The organism is Nitrosospira sp. Is2, from assembly GCF_033095785.1.
In the GTDB taxonomy this organism is placed as follows: Bacteria; Pseudomonadota; Gammaproteobacteria; order Burkholderiales; family Nitrosomonadaceae; genus Nitrosospira.
On record NZ_CP137134.1, the window covers coordinates 1,902,184 to 1,926,881 of the forward strand.

21 protein-coding genes are annotated in these 24,698 nt (G+C 55.3%); 12 read left to right on the plus strand and 9 right to left on the minus strand.

From position 1 onward, the window contains the following. Positions 1 to 535: 535 nt before the first annotated feature. Entirely contained in the window at positions 536 to 2,125 is a 1,590-nt protein-coding gene (locus R5L00_RS08345; protein ID WP_317650615.1) for a hypothetical protein, read from the plus strand. Positions 2,126 to 2,528: 403 nt separating this feature from the next. Here the strand turns inward: R5L00_RS08345 and R5L00_RS08350 are convergent, their stop codons facing one another. The 7 genes from R5L00_RS08350 to R5L00_RS08380 form a co-directional block, all read right to left on the minus strand. After that, positions 2,529 to 2,828, minus strand: a complete 300-nt coding sequence (locus tag R5L00_RS08350) for a hypothetical protein (protein ID WP_317650617.1) — start codon at positions 2,826 to 2,828, stop codon at positions 2,529 to 2,531. After that, complete coding sequence (locus tag R5L00_RS08355) at positions 2,815 to 3,360, minus strand: patatin-like phospholipase family protein (protein WP_317650619.1); 546 nt, start codon at positions 3,358 to 3,360, stop codon at positions 2,815 to 2,817. Before R5L00_RS08355 ends, R5L00_RS08350 begins: the two co-directional genes overlap by 14 nt. Before the next feature lie 552 nt (positions 3,361 to 3,912). Beyond that, positions 3,913 to 6,327 (minus strand): SAM-dependent methyltransferase, encoded by a 2,415-nt coding sequence (locus R5L00_RS08360; RefSeq protein ID WP_317650621.1) that lies wholly within the window; start codon positions 6,325 to 6,327, stop codon positions 3,913 to 3,915. After that, on the minus strand, positions 6,327 to 7,031 hold the full coding sequence (locus R5L00_RS08365; protein ID WP_317650623.1) for a protein-L-isoaspartate(D-aspartate) O-methyltransferase: 705 nt from the start codon (positions 7,029 to 7,031) through the stop codon (positions 6,327 to 6,329). The genes R5L00_RS08360 and R5L00_RS08365 overlap by 1 nt, the downstream gene beginning before the upstream one ends. A 94-nt stretch (positions 7,032 to 7,125) precedes the next feature. Beyond that, complete coding sequence (locus R5L00_RS08370) at positions 7,126 to 7,707, minus strand: YMGG-like glycine zipper-containing protein (protein WP_317650625.1); 582 nt, start codon at positions 7,705 to 7,707, stop codon at positions 7,126 to 7,128. 9 nt (positions 7,708 to 7,716) lie between these two features. Next, positions 7,717 to 8,211, minus strand: coding sequence for a hypothetical protein (locus tag R5L00_RS08375; protein WP_317650627.1), 495 nt, complete (start codon positions 8,209 to 8,211; stop codon positions 7,717 to 7,719). A gap of 62 nt (positions 8,212 to 8,273) precedes the next feature. Further along, positions 8,274 to 8,627 carry a hypothetical protein gene (locus tag R5L00_RS08380; RefSeq protein WP_317650629.1) on the minus strand — a complete coding sequence of 118 codons (354 nt, stop codon included), beginning with the start codon at positions 8,625 to 8,627 and terminating at the stop codon, positions 8,274 to 8,276. Positions 8,628 to 9,144: 517 nt separating this feature from the next. Between R5L00_RS08380 and R5L00_RS08385 the strand changes: the two genes are divergently transcribed. Further along, on the plus strand, positions 9,145 to 9,504 hold the full coding sequence (locus R5L00_RS08385) for a hypothetical protein (protein ID WP_317650631.1): 360 nt from the start codon (positions 9,145 to 9,147) through the stop codon (positions 9,502 to 9,504). A 65-nt stretch (positions 9,505 to 9,569) separates the two neighbouring features. Then, the gene (locus tag R5L00_RS08390) at positions 9,570 to 10,145 is read left to right on the plus strand and encodes a hypothetical protein (protein ID WP_317650632.1); all 576 of its coding nucleotides are present in this window, start codon (positions 9,570 to 9,572) and stop codon (positions 10,143 to 10,145) included. A 94-nt stretch (positions 10,146 to 10,239) separates the two neighbouring features. Here the strand turns inward: R5L00_RS08390 and R5L00_RS08395 are convergent, their stop codons facing one another. Continuing rightward, the gene (locus tag R5L00_RS08395; RefSeq protein ID WP_317650634.1) at positions 10,240 to 11,394 is read right to left on the minus strand and encodes an NAD(P)/FAD-dependent oxidoreductase; all 1,155 of its coding nucleotides are present in this window, start codon (positions 11,392 to 11,394) and stop codon (positions 10,240 to 10,242) included. Between the two features lie 442 nt (positions 11,395 to 11,836). On the opposite strand from R5L00_RS08395, the gene R5L00_RS08400 reads away from it, so the two are divergent. The 5 genes from R5L00_RS08400 to R5L00_RS08420 all read left to right on the plus strand — a co-directional run bounded on the left by R5L00_RS08400 (position 11,837) and on the right by R5L00_RS08420 (position 19,060). Then, positions 11,837 to 12,769, plus strand: a complete 933-nt coding sequence (locus R5L00_RS08400) for a 2-hydroxy-3-oxopropionate reductase (RefSeq protein ID WP_317650636.1) — start codon at positions 11,837 to 11,839, stop codon at positions 12,767 to 12,769. Between the two features lies 1 nt (position 12,770). Next, positions 12,771 to 14,225 (plus strand): FAD-linked oxidase C-terminal domain-containing protein, encoded by a 1,455-nt coding sequence (locus tag R5L00_RS08405; RefSeq protein WP_317650638.1) that lies wholly within the window; start codon positions 12,771 to 12,773, stop codon positions 14,223 to 14,225. Between the two features lie 30 nt (positions 14,226 to 14,255). Then, complete coding sequence (glcE, locus tag R5L00_RS08410) at positions 14,256 to 15,344, plus strand: glycolate oxidase subunit GlcE (protein WP_317650640.1); 1,089 nt, start codon at positions 14,256 to 14,258, stop codon at positions 15,342 to 15,344. 1 nt (position 15,345) lies between these two features. Next, complete coding sequence (gene glcF, locus R5L00_RS08415) at positions 15,346 to 16,638, plus strand: glycolate oxidase subunit GlcF (protein ID WP_317650642.1); 1,293 nt, start codon at positions 15,346 to 15,348, stop codon at positions 16,636 to 16,638. Positions 16,639 to 16,759: 121 nt separating this feature from the next. After that, positions 16,760 to 19,060: a DNA translocase FtsK gene (locus R5L00_RS08420; protein ID WP_317650644.1), complete on the plus strand. Its 2,301-nt coding sequence runs from the start codon at positions 16,760 to 16,762 to the stop codon at positions 19,058 to 19,060. Between the two features lie 174 nt (positions 19,061 to 19,234). On the opposite strand, the gene R5L00_RS08425 is transcribed toward R5L00_RS08420, so the two are convergent. Then, positions 19,235 to 20,050 carry a methane monooxygenase/ammonia monooxygenase subunit C gene (locus R5L00_RS08425; protein ID WP_317650648.1) on the minus strand — a complete coding sequence of 272 codons (816 nt, stop codon included), beginning with the start codon at positions 20,048 to 20,050 and terminating at the stop codon, positions 19,235 to 19,237. 502 nt (positions 20,051 to 20,552) lie between these two features. Between R5L00_RS08425 and lolA the strand changes: the two genes are divergently transcribed. The 4 genes from lolA to R5L00_RS08445 all read left to right on the plus strand — a co-directional run bounded on the left by lolA (position 20,553) and on the right by R5L00_RS08445 (position 24,666). Further along, positions 20,553 to 21,173 (plus strand): outer membrane lipoprotein chaperone LolA, encoded by a 621-nt coding sequence (gene lolA / locus R5L00_RS08430; RefSeq protein WP_317650651.1) that lies wholly within the window; start codon positions 20,553 to 20,555, stop codon positions 21,171 to 21,173. After that, positions 21,166 to 22,479 (plus strand): replication-associated recombination protein A, encoded by a 1,314-nt coding sequence (locus R5L00_RS08435; protein WP_317650653.1) that lies wholly within the window; start codon positions 21,166 to 21,168, stop codon positions 22,477 to 22,479. The genes lolA and R5L00_RS08435 overlap by 8 nt, the downstream gene beginning before the upstream one ends. Before the next feature lie 74 nt (positions 22,480 to 22,553). After that, entirely contained in the window at positions 22,554 to 23,912 is a 1,359-nt protein-coding gene (serS, locus tag R5L00_RS08440; protein WP_317650655.1) for a serine--tRNA ligase, read from the plus strand. 49 nt (positions 23,913 to 23,961) lie between these two features. Further along, a complete protein-coding gene (locus tag R5L00_RS08445) occupies positions 23,962 to 24,666 on the plus strand; it encodes a DUF6781 family protein (protein ID WP_317650656.1) in 705 nt (234 codons plus the stop codon). The last annotated feature ends 32 nt before the right edge of the window (positions 24,667 to 24,698 follow it).

Below are 24,698 nucleotides of genomic sequence, written 5' to 3' on the forward strand. Positions count from 1 at the left end.
GCCTCATACCTCGTCGTCAGGAGGGTTGATTATTACTTACCTTCCTGGAGTTTTTACCTTACTTATACCCCCCCTGAGTTTCGCCCATCAACTCCGGTCGGACCAATCGGTTTCCGTCCGACGGTCATAACTTGACCCACCCATCACTATTCAAAATTTCATATCGCTGTGAATTGCCCCCAAATTTTTAGAGAGCGGCTATGCCATAGAACGCCTGCCTAAATAGGGGCGCAGCTTTCCATCCTCTCACCCTTTCACGCCTCTCCCTGTCCGCGCAGAAAAATTGCGGCATCTCTTCAAACGCTCCACTGAACGTGGTTGAACCCATGTTGAGAAAAGACCTGTCTTTAAAGCTCTTTCTTAACAGTAAATATAGCCGCACTGCAAATACTATAAATATCGCTGTTATTGAGTGTGGACTTATCCGCGATTACTTGGCGGTCGTCAGTGTTGCCTGAAAGCGCTCACGAGACGATTAAATGAAAAACCAGAGGCAACTTTCATTTTCACGACTGATTACCGAAAAAGGATCCAAATGAACACGCATCACCTTGCACTATTGTTTGGCCTTACTGCTCAGGCGATCACCTTACCGGTCCATTCGCAGAACATCCCAAATGGCAGCTATCAACTTTCTTGTACCAATGTCTCAGTCGCCGGTGACGCCTTGGCGGCTACCTGTAAAAAGCTAAATGGGGCTTCTCATGCAACCAAGCTCAACACGTTAGGATCTTGCCTGAACTCTATCAGTCATTATGGCGACATCGGCAATATCGACGGAAATTTGATTTGTCTGCCCGACTTGCCGAAACCGGATCCCAATTTCGTTTTCCCCCAATCCGAAACGCTGCTGAACCAGTGGATATACACGGGGGATTTAAATCAGATCTATCGACACGGTTGGGGCATTTGGTCAGGACTGACGCAACAAGTCGGCCTTATCGACGGTATTGCCGTTCGCGCGTTCCAGACCTGGACCGTGCCGTCGAATATCATTTTCCGTAGCGCTCCGGTCAACGCCAGCCTGAAAGGAGTGGCCGCTCCGCTAAAACGGCCTGGCCTGGAGTTGTCAGTGCCACGTCAATTCCGACACGGCCAAAAACCGAAAGCAAAGGCGATGAATGTCAAGGCTGTTGCGGCTGCGGCTGCTACCGGTGCTCCCGACACCAATATCTTTGTCTCGGTTGCTTACAATCCTCCAGGTGCTGAGCATGCGATCGCCAACCGGTTGTTCTATGAAAGTACGTTGCAGCAATACATGAAAAATGGCTACACCGAAATTCCCAATTTCCCGAATAACTCTATAACGATAAAGCCCGTATATAAGATTATTTCCAAAACCGTGCCTAATGGGATTTATACATTTCCCGGCTGGCCCGGCCCTACTCCTCCGGATCCAAAACAAGGTTTCGATGAATCCATTTGGAACAGTTGCGTATATGTCGATATCAATACCTTAAGTGGCGCGGGTGGCAATAGTAATGACCCGGGATGCAAGAACAGGACGGCAGCCAGCACTTTCTACCTAAATAATTTCATTCACAATAAAGTCTCGGCAGACGATGCGGCCTATCTGACCAACCAACTCGGTATCAAGGTCGCCGAGGGCGATTACGCCATTCTGGTGGGGATGCATGTGACCACGCGCGAGGACAAGGTGTGGACGTGGCAAACATTTTGGTGGTCCGCCAACGCGGATCGGCCCTTTGAGCCGAGTTCCTCAGCTATCGCCACCGCCCGCCCTTTAAGCTACCTTGATGAGGCAGCCAAGCATTATGCGATGTCGGTTGCCTACTACACGGTTGCGCCCCCGCAGCCGATTACAGGAGGCCAGAACGTGGGTAGCTCCGTTTACGGCTATAATCCCTACCTGGAAGCCGGTTTCGGGCCTGACACATTCGGCATTAGTCGCCCGATCAATGGTACGGTCAATAACACAACAGGTACTCAGACCAACTGCATGACCTGTCACAACATGGCGGCCTACGTACCGAGCCCTAAAACTGGAATGCCGTACGCCACTGATTTCTACATGAGTATTAACGACCCCGTATTCGACGGGACACTCAAATCAGACTTTTCGTGGACAATACTGAATACGCTGGTACCGACCCCGCTAAAGTGACGCTAGTGAGTTACTTCATGAATAGTTGCCAGGGCTGCAGAAGCGGTGGTGTAGGCTGAGCCTGATCAGCGTTTAGCGTCCCAATGTTCCGGTTCGCGATAGGGGTTATATGTTGATTTAAGCAACGCCGCGAGTTTTGTAATCTGGCGGCGTTCCGCTTTGGCGGATGTGGCTGTCGTCAAAAATATGCAACCTGATATCAGACGGAAACCCCCCGTCAGCTTTGCACACTGATTTACAACCCTTTTTCGTCACACTCACCGTCCCTGATTCTGCCTCGCCCGATATCCCGGACGGAATCTGGCTCATACACCACGAGAATAGGGGAAACCTGCAGGAATTTTAAGAGACGGATCGAGGTGGCGGCGCAGCGCTGCGTCGCAGACTGCGTAGCCCCAATTTATCAGGCGTTCCTGGGTTCTATCGACATGTCTGAAAGCCTTGTCGGCTCGGCAGCCAGGCTGGAGGTGCGGTCTACCGGACACGGCAGGGCGGTCGCAAGCTTATAGTCGGCAATATTGGTCGTGATGCCCCAGTAACAGCCTTTTCGTAGTCCCGCCTCAAATGAACTGATCAATTGCCGCTTGCGTAGCCTGTGCACTTGGTCGTCAATCACATCAAGTACACGCTCGGTGTGGCGAAGCCAGTCTTCGCCCGGGTCTGCGTTTGGAGAAAACTTCCCGCCCCCATCAGATACCAGCACCGTATCTAAACGCTTCCACTGTTTCTAAGCCAAGCTGGTCAGAGATCCCGCCGTCAGTAAGCACCATTCGCTTACGATAACTGTCGGCTGCCAGGGATTCGCCGACCGGGGGGCTGAATGCTTCGGGGTTGAGATCAATGAACGCGGGCGAAAGAAAGGGCGGAAACGCGGACGAAGCAGTTACAGCCTCGGCCAAGGCGATTGTTGGATTGTGAATCTCCCCTACCTTGCAGTCTCTCATGTATGGTTTGGAAAAACATACCAGCGAACCGCTCTGCACGTTGGTCGCATTGATTTCAAAACGAGGAGGATCGTCAGGCAGGTCCTGAAGCGTAGCATCGCCGAACAGGTATTTCCTGTAGGCGGCAGCCATCTTGTCGCTGATCGTTCCCGGTAGCAGTGCCCCGGTAATAACAGAACGGAGATCGACTGTTTCGTGCGCAAACGCTCGAATAGGATCAACGACTTCCCGAGTCAAGTTTAAAACCTGGCCTTTGTGAAAATCGAGTTGTTTCCACTTATGGCCAAGCAATGCGGCAGTGATTGATCCCCAGAGACACCGGAAACCCGTTTCAACTCCGAGAGGTATCCGGTCTCATTCAGACGGATGAGTGCCCCGACGTGGAAGATCAACGCTCGGTATCCTCCTCCCGAAAGACACAAGCCTATTCCTTGCTCTGGCTTACGAGTGCCTAAATCACTTACGGGCGCAACTGCGAGTTCGAGATCAGTGACAGAATCAGGCACGGTAGTTACTCCCATGACAGGTCAGTTTGGCGCAAAAAAATTGGCACTTAAAGCATAGCCGATAAACAGCATGTTTTAAGTACAACCGTCCAAGTCTTTCTGATCTGGCCGACAATGGGCGAAGGCTGAGACATCGAGCACCGGCACGCGTTTCGGATCTTACGATGCGGTTCAGTAAAACGGTCAGCCGGCACCTAATACCGGGCTGTCGGGTACGTGATCGAGTTGTGGACCGATTATATGAGGGATGTCCTCCGATCATCACCTGACTGGCATTCGTGCCACTCATCGGCTAAGGCATTTTTGACTCTTCCGACAGCCTCTGCGCGTACGGTCGTCATGCGAACCTACGCAATGCAACAGCCGCCCCAGCATAGATCAGGACAGCCAGGATGATCACCGCGGCAAACCCAAGATGAATTGCGAGTAACGTTGCAAGGACTGCCCCCACTACCGACGCGAAGCCATTGATCGCCCATGCCCACGGTACGCTGTCTTGCGAGGTGTTCGCGAGCCGCATTGTGCCAGTAGGGAAGGGCATTCCCATGCATATCGCGAGTGGGGCGATCAACGCAATGGAAATAGCGATTTTTGTCGGATCGGGCAGGTGGATAAGCGCTTTAAACACCTCCGGCAGGATCATGAGATAGGTTAAGGAAATCAACGCCATTATTACTATTACCACTGTCAGGTAGCTCCTGCCCATCTTTCCGCGTTGCAATCGTGCGGTAAGCCAGCTACCGGCGGCGGCGAACACCAGAAACGCGCACAAAACAACTGCGACTGCGTACAAGGGGTGGGCAAGAAAAAGCACGAACTTCTGAATGAAGGCGATTTCCATAAACATGAACGCCAGACCAATGGCGAGAAAGTACAGCGCGACCGGCGCGGCGGGCAGCGCGCGCCGGGCACGGGATACGGCCAGCGGCGCCAGGATCAGAAGAACGCTGGCGACAAACGCCTGGACCAAGGTCGCGACCAGCAGGGGATAGCTCCAGTCGAGTAGCGGCATGCCGCCCTGCTCTCGCAAAGCGAGCAGTTCCGCGGCTGCGCTCCATTTAAAGAATCGAAAAAAATAAGGCCGGTCATCCGTGGCTGGCTCGATGTAGAACTTGTACCGGTCGATAAAATCCTGCCGCTGCGAGCCCAGTAGTGCCACCGCTCCCTCGAAGAAGTACGGTTGCGCCAGGAGGTTGTACCGGTTTGCCTCATCCGCCGACATGCCTGGGTAATAGGCTACGTCGAAAGAACGTTTGCGACAGAACTCCTTGACCGCCTCGATTTCCACTGGCGTGAAATCGCTGTTCTTCACCAGCACGGTAACGGTTTTCCATCCCCTTATCATGACAAGGCGTGCAGCGGGGCTGGACACACCGTCTTGTTCCAGGGCGATCACGGCTGTGGCGAACAGTTTTAGCGCGTCGCGGGGTGGAAGGGAAAGCCACCGGGTGATGGCCAACATCCCTCCCGGCGCCAAGCGGCTTAGATAGGTCCGTAACGCCTCTACCGTATAAAGGTAGCTTTCGCTCAGGCCGTACAACCCCGCCGAGGCGACGCCGAACGAGTCCAGCAGTGCCACCTGCACGAGATCATAGCGGTCGGTGGTCGTGTTGGCGAAGCCGCGTGCCTCTGCTTTGTGCACATGCACTTCCGGCCGATGGTAAAGGTCACCTGCAAACTCCCGGAAGCGCTGCTCCACCAGATCGATTACGTTGCGATCAAGCTCTACCGCATCAACAGCAGACGCACCGTGGTAGAGCGCCTGCAGAACATCGCTGCCGGGACCGGCGCCGAGCACCAAAACATGCGGCGGTTTAAGTGACGGCTTGAGCACATGGTAGGGCAGCGCTGAGGTAAGCTGGTCGAGGTAAGCCAGCGGCGCTAAAGTGCCATCGAACTGTGTGAGCACAGATGGCCCATCACCATCTACGAACACGCCTAACTGGGGCGGAGGCTCGTCCATCGCGTTGAGACTCATTCCCGGCGCATGGCGGAACGGAATACGCGGGCTTCCCACTACTGACACCTGCCCCAGCGGGCTGGAGCGCTCATCAAGCAAACGCGTCCCCGCAATATTCAACGTTTGGCTCAAATCCTTATAGGTAGAAGGAACGCCTTTCAGCCAGGTGCTGGGTACAACCATGGCGATCAAAAAAGCCAGTCCAAGAAAAACGCCCATCCATTTCCGCTTCATCTTCATTTCTAATATGGCGACGGCGGTGGCGAGAAAAGCAAGTGCGGTAACAATGGCCAGTATTTTGTGAGGCGGTGCGAGAAACAGCACAGCAATAACGCCAAGGCTGCCGACCCCCGCGCCCAGAATGTCGGAAGCATAGATACGGCCAGCCTGGCGGGCGAAGTGCCACATCACCAGGCCGATCCCCAGGCCGCCGCAAAAGAAGGGTGCCATCATCAGCAGATAGATCGCGAGCAGTCCCGTAAGCTGGGTTTTATCCCATAACAGTTCCAGTGGATTAAAAGGAACCTGTTGCGCAAGGAGAAAAGCGGTGGGCATCAAAACAGCCATCCCCACAGTGGCCGTCACATAGGCTATTCCGACATGCGGGGCGATCTTGTCCTGCAGCAACGTCAGTACTGCCCCGCTTGCGCCGTACCCGAGCATCGCAGCGCTGATGATCATGTAGGCGAAGTGGTGCCACAGAACAATGCTGAACAAGCGCGTCAGCAGGACCTCATACGCCAGGACGCACGCGGAGAGCAGCGCAATGGCGATAAATGGCGGCCGCGGCATTAGTGCCCGCCGGTCAGCGGGACAAACCTCACCGGCTCAATTTGGCGACTGGAGACCGAACCGTCGGGTTTTTTTTCCACCAGCATTAAATATTGAGTCATGAAACTCGCGCCAAGCGGGATCACCATGCGCCCGCCCGGTTTCAACTGCTTGAGCAGAGGGGGCGGCACGTGACTGGCAGCCGCTGTTACGATGATGCCATCGAATGGTGCCGCCTCCGGCCAGCCATAGTACCCGTCGCCGAGCCTGATTTGAACGTTGTGGTAGCCGAGAGACTGGAGCCGCTCCGTGGCCTGCTGTCCCAGTGGCTCGATAATTTCGATGCTATAGACCGATTTGGCGATTTCCGCCAGAACAGCCGCCTGATAACCTGAGCCCGTACCGATTTCGAGGATCTTGTCGCCACCCTTGACCCTGAGCAGATCCGTCATCAGTGCAACCACAATGGGCTGCGAAATGGTTTGGCCATAGCCGATGGGAAGGGGCTGGTTGCGATAGCCAAACAGCGCCAGCCAGGACGGCACGAAACGATGGCGCTCCACCTTTCCCATGGCAGCCGTAACGGCGGAAGAAGGCGGCGCACTACCGGATGCAGCGATCACCTCCGCCACCATTTTTTGACGCAAGGCCGCATAGTCCTCTCCATAGGAGGGAAATCCCCAACAAAGGGCGAAGAGCGCGCCTGGAACGAACTGCCATTTCATAACTTCATTAAAGCAAATTCGTGGGAAGCTGCTGGACTAAATGGCCGCTGTCATCCTGAAAATTAATGAAGCGTTTGAGGCAATTCGTTGGGCCCTATCGCGGTGGGGGCGGTGGCGGGATGCCAGGAGGTGGAGGCGGGGGTGGCGGGAAGGGGTTTCTCTGCACACCTCTGGCAGGAGGATAGGATGGGTATGACAGATTCATGTGCTGGTTGACGCCGCGGATGTAAGGGTTGTTGGCTATCTGCCCCGGTACGGGCACACGATGACCTTTACCATACATGCATTGCACATATCCGTTATCGTAGCGTTGCTGGCTGGCATATCCGGATGCCCCTGCGGTATGCGTCCCGGCCAAACTGCCGACCACCAGACCGGTCCCTGCCCCGATAGCCGCGCCTCGTCCACCTCCCAATGCCGCGCCCGCGGCCGCGCCTAGTCCAGTGCCAACGGCAGCGCTCGCGGCAGAGCTGGATATTGACGCCCGGTTCGGCGTCATGCCGTCAATCTGTTCGTGGGCAAACTGTCGGCAATAGTAATCGTCGTGGCGGAACTGTTCGAAACTTTTGCCAGAGCCCGGGAGGGCCATCATGCTGGGACCAGTCGGGACGCTGGCGCAAGCGGCTAGCGAAGAAATCGCCACCAGGGCGGAAAATCGGGAAACTTTTCCCATCATCGCCTCGCCTTATTGACGCGGCTCAGGAGCAACCTGAAGCCAGCCGCCAGGGCAGTTTTTAACGTATGGATAGTAGCCTTCCGGCTGCCGGCAGTAATGCCAATAGTTGGCACTCGGTGCGGGCGGCTGCACCTGCACGATCTCCTGCTGAATATAAACTGGGGGTGCAGACGGCGGCAAAACGACGGGGGCGACCGGTGCGTAACCGTAGTTTGGCGGATACCCGTAATTGGCGCCATACCCTACAGGCGGATAGCCATATGAAGGTGGATAGTATGGTGCTCTTGCCATCGAACCTATACCGTAGCCCAATACTCCCATCCCCAGCCCCAGACCAAACCCGCCCCATCCCCCTCCGTGGTGATGGCCATGGTGATGATGGCCGCCGTGATGATGGTGCCCGCCGTGGTGGTGATGGCCGTGACCTCCACGCGCCCATGAAGTATTGGCCTGGACGGACCCAAGCAGCACCAGGGCAGCGCAGAGCAAGCTCATTCTTCTCATTCCGTAACTCCATTCCGTGATGGCTGCGTTTATCGAAAGAAACAATCAGTGCCTCAAGTTGCTTACCTTCCCCACTGTTGTATATAACCCGGCGAGGCGGGGGGGGCGTAACTCGGCGCATAACCATAACCGCCATAACCAGGCGCGTAGCCCGAAGCCGGCGGGTAGCCGTATGAGGGAGGATAGGAAGGAGCCCGGCTGCCATAGTAGCCAAGGCCATAACCTAGTAGGCCGAGCCCTAGCGCCAGCCCAATTCCTCCGTGACCCCCTCGGTGATGGTTGTGGCCGTGCTGATGGTGCCCATGGTTATGGTGCCCATGATTATGGTGTCCGTGACCTCTGCCTGCCCACGCATGGTTTGTGGGCATTGACCCGAGCAGGATGAGCGCGACACAGATCAATCTTATTTTTCTCATTTATGTTTTCAATCCATAGTAGTAGGTATGTTCCATGCCGGGAGTGAAGTAGGATTTTTCCGAAATCCTGTTTTCATTGCGGCCATGTGGATATAACGCATCAGTGGAAGATTCCGTTGTCTTGCAAAACCAAAAATTTCACGAAAAATTCACAACTCTTCAAGCGTGTCAAACAGAGAATCCGGCGTTCAAGGGTCGGGTCGAAAAACTGGTGCGAAGCGGCCGAGTTTAATTCACCCCATACCGGCATCTACCGCACCCCAGCAGTCGCAGTTCGGGGGCTTGTAAACGACGGGGAATAGACGTTGCGTTATCGGAGATATGAAAATGATTTGATACCTGCTTTCTGTTTCAACAGTGTACTTAAGTCCAATGGTCACGCTAATCGGGTACGGGTAATATAAAAAAAACGTAATAGTTCGCAAAGAACATGATGTTGTGTATTCTGTGCGCTCGGCTCAGCAGTAATGAAGCCGACTAACTTTGCTTTGGATTTAAACTACAAGAGGGAGCAGTCATGCGTAAAAGTGCAACGGTGTTATTGGCGGGTTTTATTCTCATGGGCGGCAACGCAGCGCTGGCGCGCGACGGTGGCGGGGGCCAGCATGGAGACCATCCTAGCGGCGCAGGCGGTAAGGCAACAGAGCATATGGGACAGCAGGGAAGCGCGAACTCAAATGCTCAGTGGAGTTCGGGCGCCACGAAGGGTCAGGAACGATCCGAGGTGAGGCATCAAGACCACGCAGGGCATTTGGGAGCGAAGGATGAGCATGCGAATGGAAAAGGCAAGCATAAGGGCCATGAAAACGGGGGCAAGGATAAGGATAAGGGTGGCAAGCATACAAGCCATCAGCACAAGGATCACGGCGCTCACTGAGATACGCTTACCGGGGTGGCGGGGAGTTGAGGTAATAGTGGCAGAAGACTTAAGAAGGAGATCAAGTGTCAAACGAATCGGTTAATTATTGGAAGCTTGTAACCATTGGAATACTGCTGGTAGGTGCAAGCGTTGGCGCAACCTTGATGATCACCGGAAAGGACTCGAAGACAGGGCAGCCTGAATCTCCCGCTGCGCAAGTCGAGTTGACTCCTGCCCCTGGGGCTGGAGAGAAGGGCGGGCCGACCCCGGCGCCTGCCCGTGTCGCGCAGTCAACTAGAACGGCTTCTGCCGGCGTGCCCCCTCCTCCGCCACAAACTGCACATCCGGGCCGGGCGGCCCAGCCTGCACATCCTTCACAGTCGGTCATGCAGGCTTGCAACCAGTACGCGAATGAGCAGGTAGACAGCAAAACCGAAGAAGTACTCAAAAACGCCGCTCTGGGTGCCGCCATAGGCGCTGCAGTTGGCGCTGCCGGCGGTGCGATCGCAGGCGGAGGGAGCGGGGCCGGGAAGGGAGCCGCCATTGGCGGGGTAACTGGCGCGGCCGGGGGATCGCTTTATGGACTTAATGAAACCAAATCACATGATGCACAGTATCGCGAAGCGTACGCCTCGTGTATGCATTCGAAGGGTTACTGATCACGCGGGATAAATGCCCTGGACTCCCTGGCGGCGCCGGGGCATCTACTCCATTGCAATGCCCGAACTGGTACCGCCGTTCGGGTAGCTGGCATCATTCCATCACTGCCGGCAACTGAGCGGCAAGCGCGTTTCTCTCCTTGGTTGATGCGCCGAGCAGCGCAAAGCCAAGCAATTTGTCGTCCATGCTTTTGAACAATGCCTTGACGCTGTCTGCGTCCTCCTCGACCAGCCATTCGCCCTGCGCGCTGGCATCGGGCGGTGACACCACCGTGGGACAGGCCGGTGTTTTTACCAGCACCGGCATCGCAGGATACCGTACTGGCGTAGGGTTTTGCGCAAGCGTCGCCGCAAGGCCGCGGGCGGCATGCATGATTGGCATGACGAACGGGAGCACCCTCCCTTCGATCTCCGCGCAGTCGCCAAGCGCATATATACCTTCATGGCGGGTTTGCAGCGAGCGCCCGACCTTAATGCCGCGATTTATCTCGATCCCGGCTGCTTCAGCCAGGGCAGTTCGCGGCCGAAGCCCTACCGCGGAGAGCACGATATCCGTTTGTATGATTTCCCCGTTGGAGAGGGTTACGCGCAAGCTTTCATGGATGCGCTCCACGCTTCTGGTCGTGGTCCCCAGGTGAAAAACCACTCCGGCTGCTTCCAGCTTACGCTGCATGAAGGCCCCTCCTGCCTGGGGCAGAAGCCGGCCCAGAGGTTGCGCGCCGAGGTCAATGACCCGTACGCGGTAACCGGCGATGGTCAGATCGTTGGCAAACTCGCAGCCGATCAGGCCAGCGCCCAGGATCGTCACATCCTTTTTCCCTTCCAGGGTGCCACGCAGCCGTCGGTAATCGTCAAGATCATTGACTGACAGAATAGCCTCCGTTCCGTCGCCTTCCAAAGGCAGTCGAATCGGATCAGCCCCTAACGCGAGGATGAGCTGACTGTACGACAACTGTTCCCCGTTCTGTAGCCTCACGCTTTTCGTGGCAGCGTCGATTGCCGTCACCCGGCTATGTGCACGGACGGTCAACTTCAACTGCTCGGCCATTTTGTCGTGCGTGGCGGTAACGATCGACGCAGGCGTTTTTCCGGTCGCCAGAGCATTGGAAAGGGTCGGCTTGGAGTAAAAACCGCCGTGATCCGCTGAAATGATCTGTATGGGTGTTTCTGTGTCCAGCTTGCGAAATTCCCGCGCCACGGTGTATCCGGCAAGGCCGCTACCAATGATAGTCACAGGTGAAGAACTCATGCCTATGCTTCCCCTCTAACGAAAACGGCAGCCGTTGCCCCGTTCTGGATCCCGCCGTTCTGGATCCGCCTGGTTTTCAAGGCGCGTTTCGTGCTGGTGAAGCCTTTGTCATGCATAAGAATAAAAAAATGGCACATGTGGTTCGCGCTTGGCATCATGTAAATGGGCTGAATAATGAATTGGTTTGATTAGGATGGGTTGGAAAAGTTTAATGACGAACGCGAAATTAATAACCGCAGCTGTAGCTGTAGATTCACCTGTAAGGTTGAACAACACTTGTCCTGTCATCCGGGCTCGATAGGACCTGCTTCAATGAGCCTGACTCACTTCCCTGTCGAGCACGTGCTCCAGGGTTTTTCATGCGGCGGGTTTCCGCTGGTGTAGACTTCCACGTCGCGCTGCTATGCTGGAAGCAGCGGCACATTATATAGATGAGCGCAACATGACGAAAATCGGTTTTGTCGGCCTCGGCATAATGGGGCGGCCTATGGCGGGGCATCTTCTCGGTGGGGGACACGAGCTATTCCTGCATTCCCGTAGCGGGGTGCCTGAGGAATTGCTCAAGCGTGGCGGCAGGGCGTGTTCTTCGCCCAGTGAGGTAGCGCGAAACGCTGAGTTGGTTATTACAATGCTGCCTGATACACCGGATGTAAAATGGGTACTTTTCGGCGAGAATGGTATAACCGATGGACTGAGCCCGGGGAAGCTGGTGATGGACATGAGCACGATATCGCCGTTCGAAACCAGGGAATTTGCCGCCGCTATTAACAAGCTTGGTTGCGACTACGTCGACGCGCCCGTCTCCGGTGGCGACATAGGCGCGAAGAATGCTACCCTTACCATCATGGTAGGCGCGACCGAAGCCGTATTTACTAAAATACAGCCCATTCTCGAACTGCTCGGTTCAAGTATAACGTTGATTGGCCCCAACAGCTCAGGGCAGGTCTGCAAAATCGCCAACCAGATCATCGCCGCGCTTACAATTGAGGCGGTAGGCGAGGGATTGCTTTTCGCATCCAGGGCGGGAGCAGACCCTCTTAAGGTGCGGCAGGCGCTCATGGGTGGATTCGCTTCATCCCGGGTGCTGGAGGTCCACGGCAAGCGAATGATCGAGCGTAACTTCGATCCGGGATTTCGCGTCGAACTGCATCAAAAGGATTTGGGTCTCGCCCTCTCTGGCGCGCGCACGCTCGGCGTCAGTTTGCCCAATACAGCTGCTGTTCAGGAGCTATTCAACTCATGCATCGCTCACGGCGGCGCCCGACTGGACAGCACGGCAATGGTGCAAGTGCTGGAGAGGCTGGCCAATCATGAGATCCGGGATGTGAACAAGGGACTTGACCAGGGCTTCGATAAACCGGATTTAATGAATTGAAATGAATGCTTTTGAATTGGCGGCGCGACTGCGCACATTTTTGCCACCTGAAGCAGTGCTGCATGAGATCGAGGACGTTAGGCCCTACGAGTGCGACGGCCTTTCAGCCTATCGGCAGGCGCCGATGGTTGTTGCGCTGCCCCAGACGGAAGAAGAAGTGGTCGAAATCTTACGGGTTTGTCACGCTGCTAAGATTCCCGTAGTCGCGCGCGGCGCTGGCACGGGACTCTCGGGGGGCGCGCTACCCCATTCAGAGGGACTTCTGTTGTCGCTCGCCAAACTGAAACGCATACTCGAAATTGATCCGCTGGCGCGTACTGCCCGGGTGCAGCCAGGGGTGCGCAACTTGTCTATCAGCGAGGCGGCGGCGCCCCACGGCCTCTATTATGCTCCCGATCCCTCCTCGCAGATCGCATGCACCATCGGAGGTAACGTGGCGGAGAACTCAGGGGGCGTACATTGCCTGAAATACGGTCTAACCGTTCACAACATTGCCGGATTGCGCGTAGTAACCATTGAGGGCGAGATCCTCGAAATAGGGAGCGAGGGTCTGGATGCCCCCGGGTACGACTTGCTCGCGCTTATGGCCGGCAGCGAGGGAATGCTGGGGATTGTGACGGAGGCTACAGTCAAACTCATTCCCAGGCCGGAAAAAGCACAGGTGGTTCTTGCCGGGTTTGCTGACATTCGGGCGGCGGCAAATGCGGTCGCCAATGTCATCGCGGCGGGCATCATTCCTGCGGGCATGGAGATGATGGACCAGATTACAACGCGCGCCGTGGAGGAATTCGTCCACGCAGGCTACAACCTCGAGGCCGCAGCGATCCTGTTGTGTGAATCTGATGGCGGGGCGGAGGAAGTGGCAGACGAAATCCGCCAAATCAACGAAATCATGAAGATGAGCGGCGCGATCGACATCCGGACCTCCCGCGACGACGCGGAGCGGCTCAGATTCTGGGCTGGGCGTAAGGCGGCCTTTCCGGCAGCAGGCCGTGTTTCACCCGATTACTATTGCATGGACGGGACCATTCCACGCAAAAACCTTGCAAACATATTATCCGGGATCGAAGCGCTTTCTGCCGAATATGGTCTACGTTGCATGAACGTTTTCCACGCCGGCGATGGCAACTTGCATCCCCTGATTCTTTATGATGCCAATCGGCCCGGAGAGCTTGAACTAACCGAGGAGTTTGGCGCGCGTATACTCCAGATGTGTATTGAGGCCGGCGGAACCATTACCGGCGAGCATGGGGTTGGTATCGAAAAAATCGACCAGATGTGTTCCCAGTTCAAGGCTGGGGAGCTGGAAATGTTTCATGCGGTAAAAGCAGCATTCGATCCTTCCGGACTCCTGAATCCCGGAAAGGCCGTGCCCACCCTCCGCCGTTGTGCCGAGCATGGCGCCATGCACGTTCATCAGGGAAAAGAAAAATTTGCCGAACTGCCGAGATTCTAATTTTTTTAAAGGCTGATCACTCCATCGTATATGCAATACCTCATCGATCAGCTTGCCGATAAGATTCGCGCCGCCGCGGAGGAAAGAAAGTCATTGCGAATACGTGGCGCGGGCACCAAGGATTTTTACGGACATTGCCCAACTCTCGATCCTGCCGGCCTCAGCAGCGTCCTCGATCCCACCGCTTATGCCGGCGTGGTGGATTACGAACCGACCGAACTGGTTGTTACTGCTCGCTGTGGAACGCGCTTGACTGATCTTGAGGCTGAACTGTCGAAGCACCGCCAAATGCTCGCATTCGACCCACCGCATTTTGGGTCCGGCGCAACCCTCGGCGGATGTGTCGCTGCCGGGTTGTCCGGTCCGCGCCGGGCCCATGCCGGAGCGGTACGGGACTTCGTACTGGGGGTACGCATGCTCGACGGTAAAGGAAACGATTTGAGCTTTGGTGGCCGGGTCATGAAAAATGTGGCCGGCTATGATGTCTCGCGTTTGATGGCGGGATCGTTGGGAACGCTGGGCTTGCTGCTGGAAATTTCCCTGAAAGTTCTGCCGCGGCCGGCAATGGAGGTTACGCTGCAAATGGCGATGGACGAGGCCGAAGCCATCCGCAGGATGAATCTCTGGGCCGGCAAACCGCTACCTGTCTCCGCTACCTGTTTTTGGGATGATCAGCTTATATTGAGGCTCTCCGGCGCTGAACCCGCTGTGAGAGCGGCGCATGCAATAATCGGCGGCGAAGAGTTGAGGGACGGCGCCGGCTTCTGGGACTCGGTGCGGGAACAGCAGCACTCGTTTTTTTCGAGCGGAAAACCGCTGTGGCGATTGTCGGTCAAATCTACTACTCCGCCGCTTTCGCTGCCGGGAGCGCAATTGATTGAGTGGGGTGGAGCGTTACGTTGGCTCTCAGTTGATGACGCAGGAGACGCGTTGCAAGTAGCGGTGCGGGAAACAGCGAGCGCCGCGGGGGGGCACGCAACATTGTTTCGCCATAGCGAGTCTTCCGCTGCGGTATTTCATCCGCTCACGCCGCAAATGATGAGGATCACCCGCCGCCTCAAGGAAAAATTCGATCCCGCAGGTATACTTAATCCGGGCAGAATGTATCCGGAAATATAATATGCAAACCAATCTGGCCGATTTCATCAAGAATACAGCGGAAGGACAGGAAGCAGACGAGATACTGCGGAGCTGCGTGCATTGCGGATTCTGTCTTGCCGTCTGCCCCACATACCAATTGCTGGGGGATGAACTGGATAGTCCGCGCGGGCGGATTTACCTCATGAAGCAGGTATTGGAAGGCGCGCCCGTCACCGAAAAGACGCAGTTGCATCTTGACCGGTGCCTTACCTGTCGCGCCTGCGAGACGGTTTGTCCGTCGGGAGTTCACTACGGGCGGCTGGTGGATATTGGTCGGGGTATTGTTGAAAAGAAAGTGGGCCGGCGGCTGGTTGACGGTTCGATGCGATATGCGCTTCGCCAGACGTTAGCCAGGCCGGGCGTTGTTGGAGCACTGATGAAACTGGGACGGTTTACCCGCCCCCTGCTCCCGGGGGGGCTGAAGAACTCCGTATCTCTGCTCAAGCATGAAACATCATCCCGAGAATCAGGGGCTGCCTGGCCTCCTTTGCGTCATAACCGCCGGATGCTGGTACTCGAAGGCTGCGTTCAGCCGGCGTTGGCGCCCCAGATTAACGCCTCAGCCGCGCGCGTGTTCGACAGGCTGGGCATTTCGCTTATCAAGGCACCGGATGCGGGCTGCTGCGGGGCTCTGGCTTACCACCTTAATGCCCAGCAGGAAGGCATGGATTATATGCGACGCAATGTGGACGCATGGTGGCCGTACGTCCAGCCTGGGGGGCAGGTGGAAGCGATCGTCATGACCGCCAGCGGTTGCGGCGTGACGGTGAAGGAATACGGTCATCTGTTGAGGCATGACACCGCGTACGCGGAAAAGGCGGCGCGCATTTCGGAATTGACCAGGGACATCAGCGAAGTCCTTGAAGCTGAAGCCCAAAAGCTTGCTTTGCTTCTCGACAGCTTGCCCAAACGAAAAAAAGGCGTCAGGCTTGCCTTTCATTCTCCCTGCACGTTGCAACATGGCATGCGTATTCGCGGCGTGGTGGAAAAAATTCTTGTCAGTGCGGGCTTTCAATTGACTGATGTGCCAGACGCCCACCTGTGCTGTGGCTCCGCCGGCACCTATTCTATTCTGCAGCCGGAGTTATCCCAACAACTGCTCAAAAATAAGGTAACTGCATTGCAGTCTGGCGACCCCGAAAGAATAGCGACAGCCAATATTGGCTGCCTCATGCATATACGGAGCGGCGCGAAATTGCCGGTCGCCCACTGGATTGAAATCCTGGACGAAAAGCTTGGGGATATGGAAGAGCAGGCGCATAACCGCGCCTAAGTAAAAGAATGGAGTCGAGCTTAATTCACGGGCGCTGCTTTTCCGCTAACCGTGCCCGTCTGGCTTAACGCTATATAATCAAGCCCTATCTTGTTTGCTTTTCCTTAGCCAGTAGTTATCCATGAGCTTTGTCAACAAGCCGATGGCAAAAAAAACGGGCTCCAATCCCATGCCACCCCGGGCCGTCAGGCTGCTGCGCGAGTCTGCCGCGCTTGCGCTGCTGGGCTTGGCCCTTTATCTGGCGCTGATATTGCAGGGTTATGATCGCGCCGATCCGGGGTGGTCACACAGCGGCGAAACTTCCGCCGCAGGCAACCCCGGGGGCCTGGCCGGGGCCTGGCTCGCGGATTTGCTGCTATATCTATTCGGCGTCTCGGCCTGGTGGGTGGTGCTTTTTTTTGTCTTTCTGGTGTCGTGGATCTACCACCGCATCGACGGGGGGATATTCGATCGCCGCCCGCTATTTCTCTCCGTCGCCGGTTTTACTGTGTTGCTGGCTGCGAGCAGCGGGCTTGCGGCGCTGCGGCTATATACGCTTAATATGACACTGCCTCAGACCCCAGGCGGCGTACTGGGCCTTGTTATCAGCAAGCATCTGTCCCAGACCCTCGGGTTTACCGGCGCGACGCTCGCACTGTTAATACTGATCGCGATCGGTTTCAGCCTGTTTACCGGCTTGTCGTGGTTGCGCTTCGTCGAGAAGCTCGGTGCCGTAGTCGAGGGGAGTTGTCTGTTCGTGAAGCGCCACTGGGAGGACTGGCAAGACCGCCGCGCCGGCGCGGTCTCGGCGATTAAACGCGATGAATTGGTGGAGATGGGAAAAAAACGTTTTCAGGAAAATCCACCTTTGCATATCGAGCAGCCGGCGACTGTCATTGCCAAGTCTCCACGGGTGATCAAGGAGAAACAGACGCCACTGTTTATTGATTTGCCGGACTCGCCCCTGCCGCCGTTACACCTCCTTGATGAGCCGGTTAAGAAGGATGTCGAAGTGCTATCAAGTGACACGCTTGAATTCACGTCGCGCCTGATTGAACGAAAATTGATCGATTTTGGCGTAGAGGTCAAAGTGGTGGCCGCATACCCTGGTCCGGTCATTACCCGATACGAAATCGAGCCTGCTGTTGGCGTGAAAGGAAACCAGATTCTCAATCTCGTGAAAGACCTGGCCCGGTCCCTGTCGGTGGTAAGCATTCGCGTAGTCGAAACGATCCCCGGCAAAACCAGTATGGGGCTGGAAATTCCTAATCCCAGGCGTCAAGTGGTGCGGCTTTCGGAAATATTGAGTTCGCAGGCTTATGCCGACATGGGGTCTCCGTTGACCATCGCGCTGGGTAAGGATATAGGTGGCCACCCGGTATGCGCGGACCTGGCGAAAATGCCTCATGTTCTGGTCGCGGGTACGACCGGCTCGGGAAAATCGGTCGCAATTAACGCCATGCTACTGAGCCTGCTCTACAAAGCTACCCCTGAACAGGTGCGGCTGATTCTCGTTGACCCGAAAATGCTTGAATTGTCCGTTTATGAGGGCATTCCGCACCTATTAGCGCCGGTGGTGACGGATATGCGGCAGGCGGCAAGCGCATTGCGATGGTGCGTGGCGGAAATGGAACGGCGTTATAAGCTGATGTCAACGTTGGGGGTACGCAATCTTGGTGGGTACAATCAAAAAGTAAGGGATGCGATGCGGGACGAGAAGCCGCTTACCAACCCGTTCAGTTTGACCCCAGACACTCCGGAGCCGCTGGAAGAGATGCCATTGATAGTGGTGGTAATTGACGAACTTGCCGACTTGATGATGGTGGTGGGCAAGAAAGTCGAAGAGTTGATTGCACGGCTTGCGCAAAAAGCCCGCGCTGCGGGCGTACATTTACTACTTGCCACGCAGCGCCCTTCGGTAGACGTGATCACCGGGCTTATCAAAGCCAATATTCCAACGCGGGTGGCGTTTCAGGTGTCCAGCAAGGTGGACTCCCGGACCATACTAGATCAGATGGGCGCAGAGGCGCTGCTGGGCCAGGGGGACATGCTTTATCTCCCTCCCGGAAGCGGATACCCGCAGCGTGTTCACGGTGCTTTTGTCGCCGATCAGGAGGTTCACCGGGTTGTGAATTACCTGAAAGAGCATGGTGAACCGCGTTATGTGGATGGCGTGCTGAGCGCAGTGGAAGAAGAGAACGGCGGAAATGAGAATGGAGGCATGGCCGGACAAGGAAACGGCGAGACCGACCCGCTTTATGATGAAGCTGTCGCGGTGGTGCTCAAATCCCGCCGCGCGTCTATCTCGCTGGTACAGCGGCATCTGCGCATCGGATATAACCGGGCGGCGAGGTTGATCGAGGAAATGGAACGTGCCGGCCTTGTCTCAGCGATGCAAACGAATGGCAACCGCGAGGTCCTTGTTCCGGCACGGAATGAATAACTGGGTGGGTTTGATAAAGGCATTGCGCCTTTCGTAGTTCATCGACGGACGCATATCACTTGTTATCGGTCCCGTGCAGTAACACCAGCACCGTGATCGTACGAAATGATACGGCCCCGCTCGCGCGGTTGTGCGAGCAGGGCCGTATTGGTTTCAGTCTGTCAGCCGGTCAGATCAGGGTACGATCCGGTTGTTGAGGATGACTTTGCTCTGTCCGTTCCAGACAACATCGGTCAGGTTGGAGTAGCGGGTGATGATTTGTGCTGCAATGCCACCGGAAAACAGACCTGCCCAGCCCAGAATCACGAAGCCCCAATGCAGCGGTGCGCTGAAGAGTTCTTCCATGAACCAGAAGGCATGGCCCCATTCGTTCAGGCCTACGTTCGGCAGAATCATGAGCGGACCAGCAATGGCCATGACCAGCGGGAACGAGGTGCCGCGGGAGTACAGCGGCAGACGGGTCATGGCATACAGGTAGCTTGCCACGCCGCAGACGATGTACATCGGGAAGGAGCCGTAGAATACAACCACATGGCTCGGGGTGAAGCTCGTGTCGCGAATGATGACCTGGTGCCAGGATGCGTCTTGCTCGGTGAAGAAGCTGCCGCCCCAGTAAACGCCAAACAGGTAGACGCCCAGCCACATCATCCAGTAGAAGTAACGCTTGATTTCAAGTTTCGGATCAAGATTGTCCAGTTGTGCCTGGGTGTCGCGGGTCTTCCAGATCCAGCCCCAGGTAACCAGTGCAAACAGCGGCATGACGATCATGTGTACGCGCCATAATCCCATCCAGACTTTCTCGAACTCGGGTTCCATCGAGTCCATCCCGTGCGAATAGGCAAAGGTCCGCTGATACCAGACCCAGAATATCGCCACCGCCAGCATGGTGATGAGCCCAAATTTGTACCACCTTGAGTCGTACCACAGCGACATGTCGTAATCGCGTCCTCCTGACTTCGCCGTGCTCGACGTTTCATAGGTTGTTGCCATATTCATTTCCTCCTGTTACTAATATGAGAGTACAGAAATAGCTTCCAACGTTTGTTGGCGGGCAATACCGCCAGCGATTCTTAGACCGCTCTTAATTATAGCAAGTTCGTGATAATTACAACCACTTTTTCATCAGGGCTAATATAAGACAGTTGCTTTCTGAAAAAGATCAACTGTAGATCTGGGTGTGGGTTATCAAATAGTGAGTGCGATTTACAGCATAACAATCGCTGGCTCCTGCCAACAAAAATGTGAGCTTGAGCCCCGCAATTATTACCTCCATAAAACTTCTTTCAAGACGCCGGGAAGCGTCCACTGGCGTTTTTGTTTGCACGCAGCAAGGTTTTTAATGCCAGCAGGCAAGTGCGGAAGCCGGTAAAATTGCATTAATCTATAGGTACATAACTATATCGTGCAGCGACTGGGTATGCGGCTTATCCTGTCACAAACCGTGGGGAAGCCGCTTACTCCTTGCCGCAACGTTCTTCTTTCAGGAAACAACATGAATTTCGTTAAAAGAAGCTGCATATTACTTTTCTGTTTAGCCAGTTCCATTGCCGAGGCGGGGGCGATCGACAGCCTGAAGAGCTTCATTCAGAACGCTCGTACGGTCCGCGCGGAATTTTCACAGACAGTTCTGGATAAAAATGCGCGCGTGGTGCAAAAGGGAAGTGGGATCATGCAGTTTGAACGGCCGGGCAAGTTCCGCTGGATTTATGAGAAGCCTTATGAGCAGCTGATCGTCGGTGACGGCGCCCGCATCTGGTTTTACGACCAGGATCTCAACCAGGTTACCGTGCGTAAGCTCGACGCGGCTATTGGCAGCAGCCCGGCCGCTTTGCTTGCGGGTAGCGGCAACATCGAAACGGAATTTGATCTTGAGGAACTCGGTTTACAGGGAGATACGGAATGGCTTGAGGCAAGACCAAAAGCCAAAGAAAGCACTTTTGAATGGGTTCGCTTGGGTTTCACGCGGAAGGGGGCGTTGAAAGCAATGGAACTTCACGACTATTTTGGGCAGACTACGGTCCTGGTATTTGCTGGCCTCGAACAAAACTCAAGACTTGCGCCGGAATTGTTTAAATTCAATCCGCCTCCTGGCGCGGACGTGATCAGTGAGTGATTTATTTGAAGGGCCGCAACCGGCTGCGCCCCTTGCGGAACGGCTGCGTCCGCGGGAATTGAAAGATGTGGTCGGACAGCAGCACTTGCTTGGTCCTGGCAAGCCGTTACGCCTTGCTTTTGAATCGCGCAAGCTGCATTCGATGATTCTGTGGGGCCCGCCCGGCACTGGCAAGACCACATTGGCCCGACTCATGGCGGTCGCGTTTGATGCTGAATTTATTGCTCTGTCTGCGGTGTTATCAGGGGTTAAGGATATACGCGAAGCGATTGAGCGCGCACGCGCCGTACTGCAACAATCCGGCCGGCATACGATCCTGTTCGTGGATGAGGTACACCGCTTCAACAAATCCCAGCAGGATGCCTTCCTGCCCTATGTGGAACAAGGGCTGGTAACCTTCATCGGGGCCACTACGGAAAATCCTTCGTTTGAGGTTAACAACGCGTTGTTGTCGCGTGCGCAGGTGTATGTGCTCACCCCTTTATCCGAAAGTGAACTCAACATCCTGTTTGAGCGTGCTGCGGGATTCGTGCTGAAAGAACTGGAGTTCCCGGCCGATGCCAAATCACTATTGATCGGATACGCAGACGGCGACGCCCGGCGGCTGCTCAATTTTCTGGAGCAGATTCAGACTGCCGCGGCTATTGGCGGAATCAGGACCGTCGGCGTGGATTTTATCCGGAACACGCTTTCTCGTGGTTCTCGCCGGTTTGATAAAGGTGGCGATGAGTTTTACGATCAGATTTCGGCGCTTCATAAATCACTGCGTGGTTCGAATCCCGATGCTGCGCTTTACTGGTTGTGCCGAATGTTAGATGGTGGAGCCGATCCACGCTACATTGCCCGACGGCTTATTCGTGCGTCTGTAGAGGACATTGGTCTTGCAGATCCGCGCGCCTTGCGCGTAGCGTTGGATGCCTCTGAAACATATGAACGCCTGGGCAGCCCCGAAGGCGAACTTGCGCTGGCGCAGGCCACTGTATATCTTTCCTGTGCGCCTAAAAGTAATGCCGCCTACGTTGCCTACACAAAAACCCGCGCTTTTATCAGCAGCGATAAATCTCACCCTGTACCTGAGCATTTACGCAATGCGCCCACCCGATTGATGAAGGAGCTGGGCTTCGGCCGAGAATACAGATACGCTCATGACGATCCCGAGGCGTATGCTGCAGGAGAAAATTATTTCCCAGACGATATGCCAGAGGTTAAATTTTACGAACCGGCGATGCGGGGATTCGAAGGTAAAATAGCCGAAAGGCTTGCGCATCTCCACGCACTGGATGATCAGGTAAAGAAAAAGCCGTAAAAGCTAAAGCTATGGACCGCTCAATGGCCGCCCTTTGCATTGGGGGCATTAGGCATGCGATTGTTGGAGTTTAGATGTTAGATATTCAGTTATTACGCACAAACCTGGAAAGCGTTGCCGGAATTCTTGCCACGCGCGGCCATAGCTTTCCCATCAAAGAATTCGAGACCACGGAGGCTGAGCGTAAAAGTCTCCAGACTCATACTCAGGAACTGCAAGCGCGGCGCAATGCCGTGTCGAAGCAGATCGGCAATGCGAAAAGCAAAGGGGAAGATAGTATCCATCTTCTCGCCGACGTGGCTAATCTTGGGGAAGAGCTGCATCTGGCTGAAACGCGGCTGCAACGGACTCAAGCCGCATTACACGACATGCTAATGCAGGTTCCCAACCTGCCGCACGCCAGCGTGCCGGTGGGTGATAACGAGAACGATAATCGCGAAGTGCGCCGTTGGGGTATTCCGCGCACATTTGATTTCGCGGTTAAAGATCATGTCAGCATCGGAGAAAATCTCGGTCTTCTGGATTTTCCGACTGCCGCAAAACTCAGCGGCGCGCGCTTCAGCCTGATGAAGGGTCCCCTTGCCCGGCTACACCGCGCGCTCGCGCAGTTCATGCTGGACATGCACACGCGTGAGCATGGCTACACCGAGACGTACGTGCCGTATCTCGTCAATGCTGAAAGTCTGCGGGGCACAGGCCAGCTGCCAAAGTTCGAAGAAGACCTGTTCAAGGTCCAACGGTTCGGTTTTGAGATGAAAGAAGGATCGGCCGAACGAGCGCTAGCAGGCGAGCATTACCAAAGGGGTACGTCTTCGCGCACGGATGAATCGTTGTATCTAATTCCTACGTCCGAAGTTCCGCTGAGTAACATCGTACGCGATGAGATCGTCGCGCTTGAGTCGTTGCCGATAAAACTCACCGCGCATACCCCGTGTTTCCGTTCCGAAGCGGGAAGCTACGGCAGAGATACCCGCGGTATGATTCGACAGCACCAGTTCGACAAAGTCGAACTGGTGCAAGTCGTGCATCCGGAGAAATCTTACGAAGCGCTCGAGGAACTGACCGGCCACGCCGAGAAGATTCTCCAGAAACTAGAGCTGCCTTATCGCATAATGTTGCTCTGTACCGGTGACATGGGTTTTTCAGCCGCAAAAACATACGATGTTGAGGTATGGCTGCCGGAGCAGAAGACCTACCGCGAAATATCGTCCTGCAGCAATTGCGAAGCATTTCAGGCACGGCGCATGCAGGCGCGTTTTCGCAACGAGAGAGGTAAACCGGAGCTGGTCCATATACTGAATGGTTCTGGTTTGGCGGTGGGAAGAACGCTTGTGGCGATTCTGGAAAATTTCCAGGAGGCTGACGGGAGCGTATGGATTCCCCACGTTTTACGGTCCTACATGGATGGGCTGGAAAAGCTCGCGGTGGGGTGACGTCTTCCATCACATCCAATGATTCTTATCACAAAGGAGTGTTTCTATCATGCAGAGCGCAACTGGCGGTGAAGTCGGCGGTGGCACAAGCACGGACACCTCCGTGCTTGAAGCGGAAATACGAAATACTGTTGTCCAGGGAAGCAATGTTCAGCAGGACGTGCACGACCTGACGATAAGGGCTTTGCGCAAGCAACATCGAGATCACGAATCCCTGCGACATGTTATCTCAGCTGTACTTAAGGGCGCTCGTGAAGGGGCGGAGCAGAAATTGCAACAGACCCCGGTACAGGCACAAATGGTGCTGAAATCGACCAGGGATGCGGTGGCCGGTCTGGACGCCGCGCTGGCGCAGCTTGCTGAAGCGTCGAAACTGGCTTTGGAGGAAGCAGCGGGGCGGGCCCAGAAGTTCTCGAATGAAGAGCTTATGCGCGTGCGCAAAGACCTCGAAAGCGTTGAGAGTCTGTTTCTCGAAATATTGCAGAGTTCTGCTTCAACTGCGCACAAAGCGGTCAGTGAAACGTTGCATGATTTGGCCTTGCACGCTAAGCGGAATGGAACCGCTGTCGGTGCGCAGCTTAAGGATACCCTTAAGGCTTTTAATCAGCAGATCACTTCAGTTGGACACCAACAACTTGAGGCGGGCATAGAACTGACCCACGCCATCACCAATCTCATGCGTGAAGTCGCCGCGGATGCTCTCAAGAGCATTGCGGAGCGCGTTAACCCTGACAACAAGCCAAACAGAGATTAATACAGCACTCTTAAGAAGTCTCGAGCAGGGGA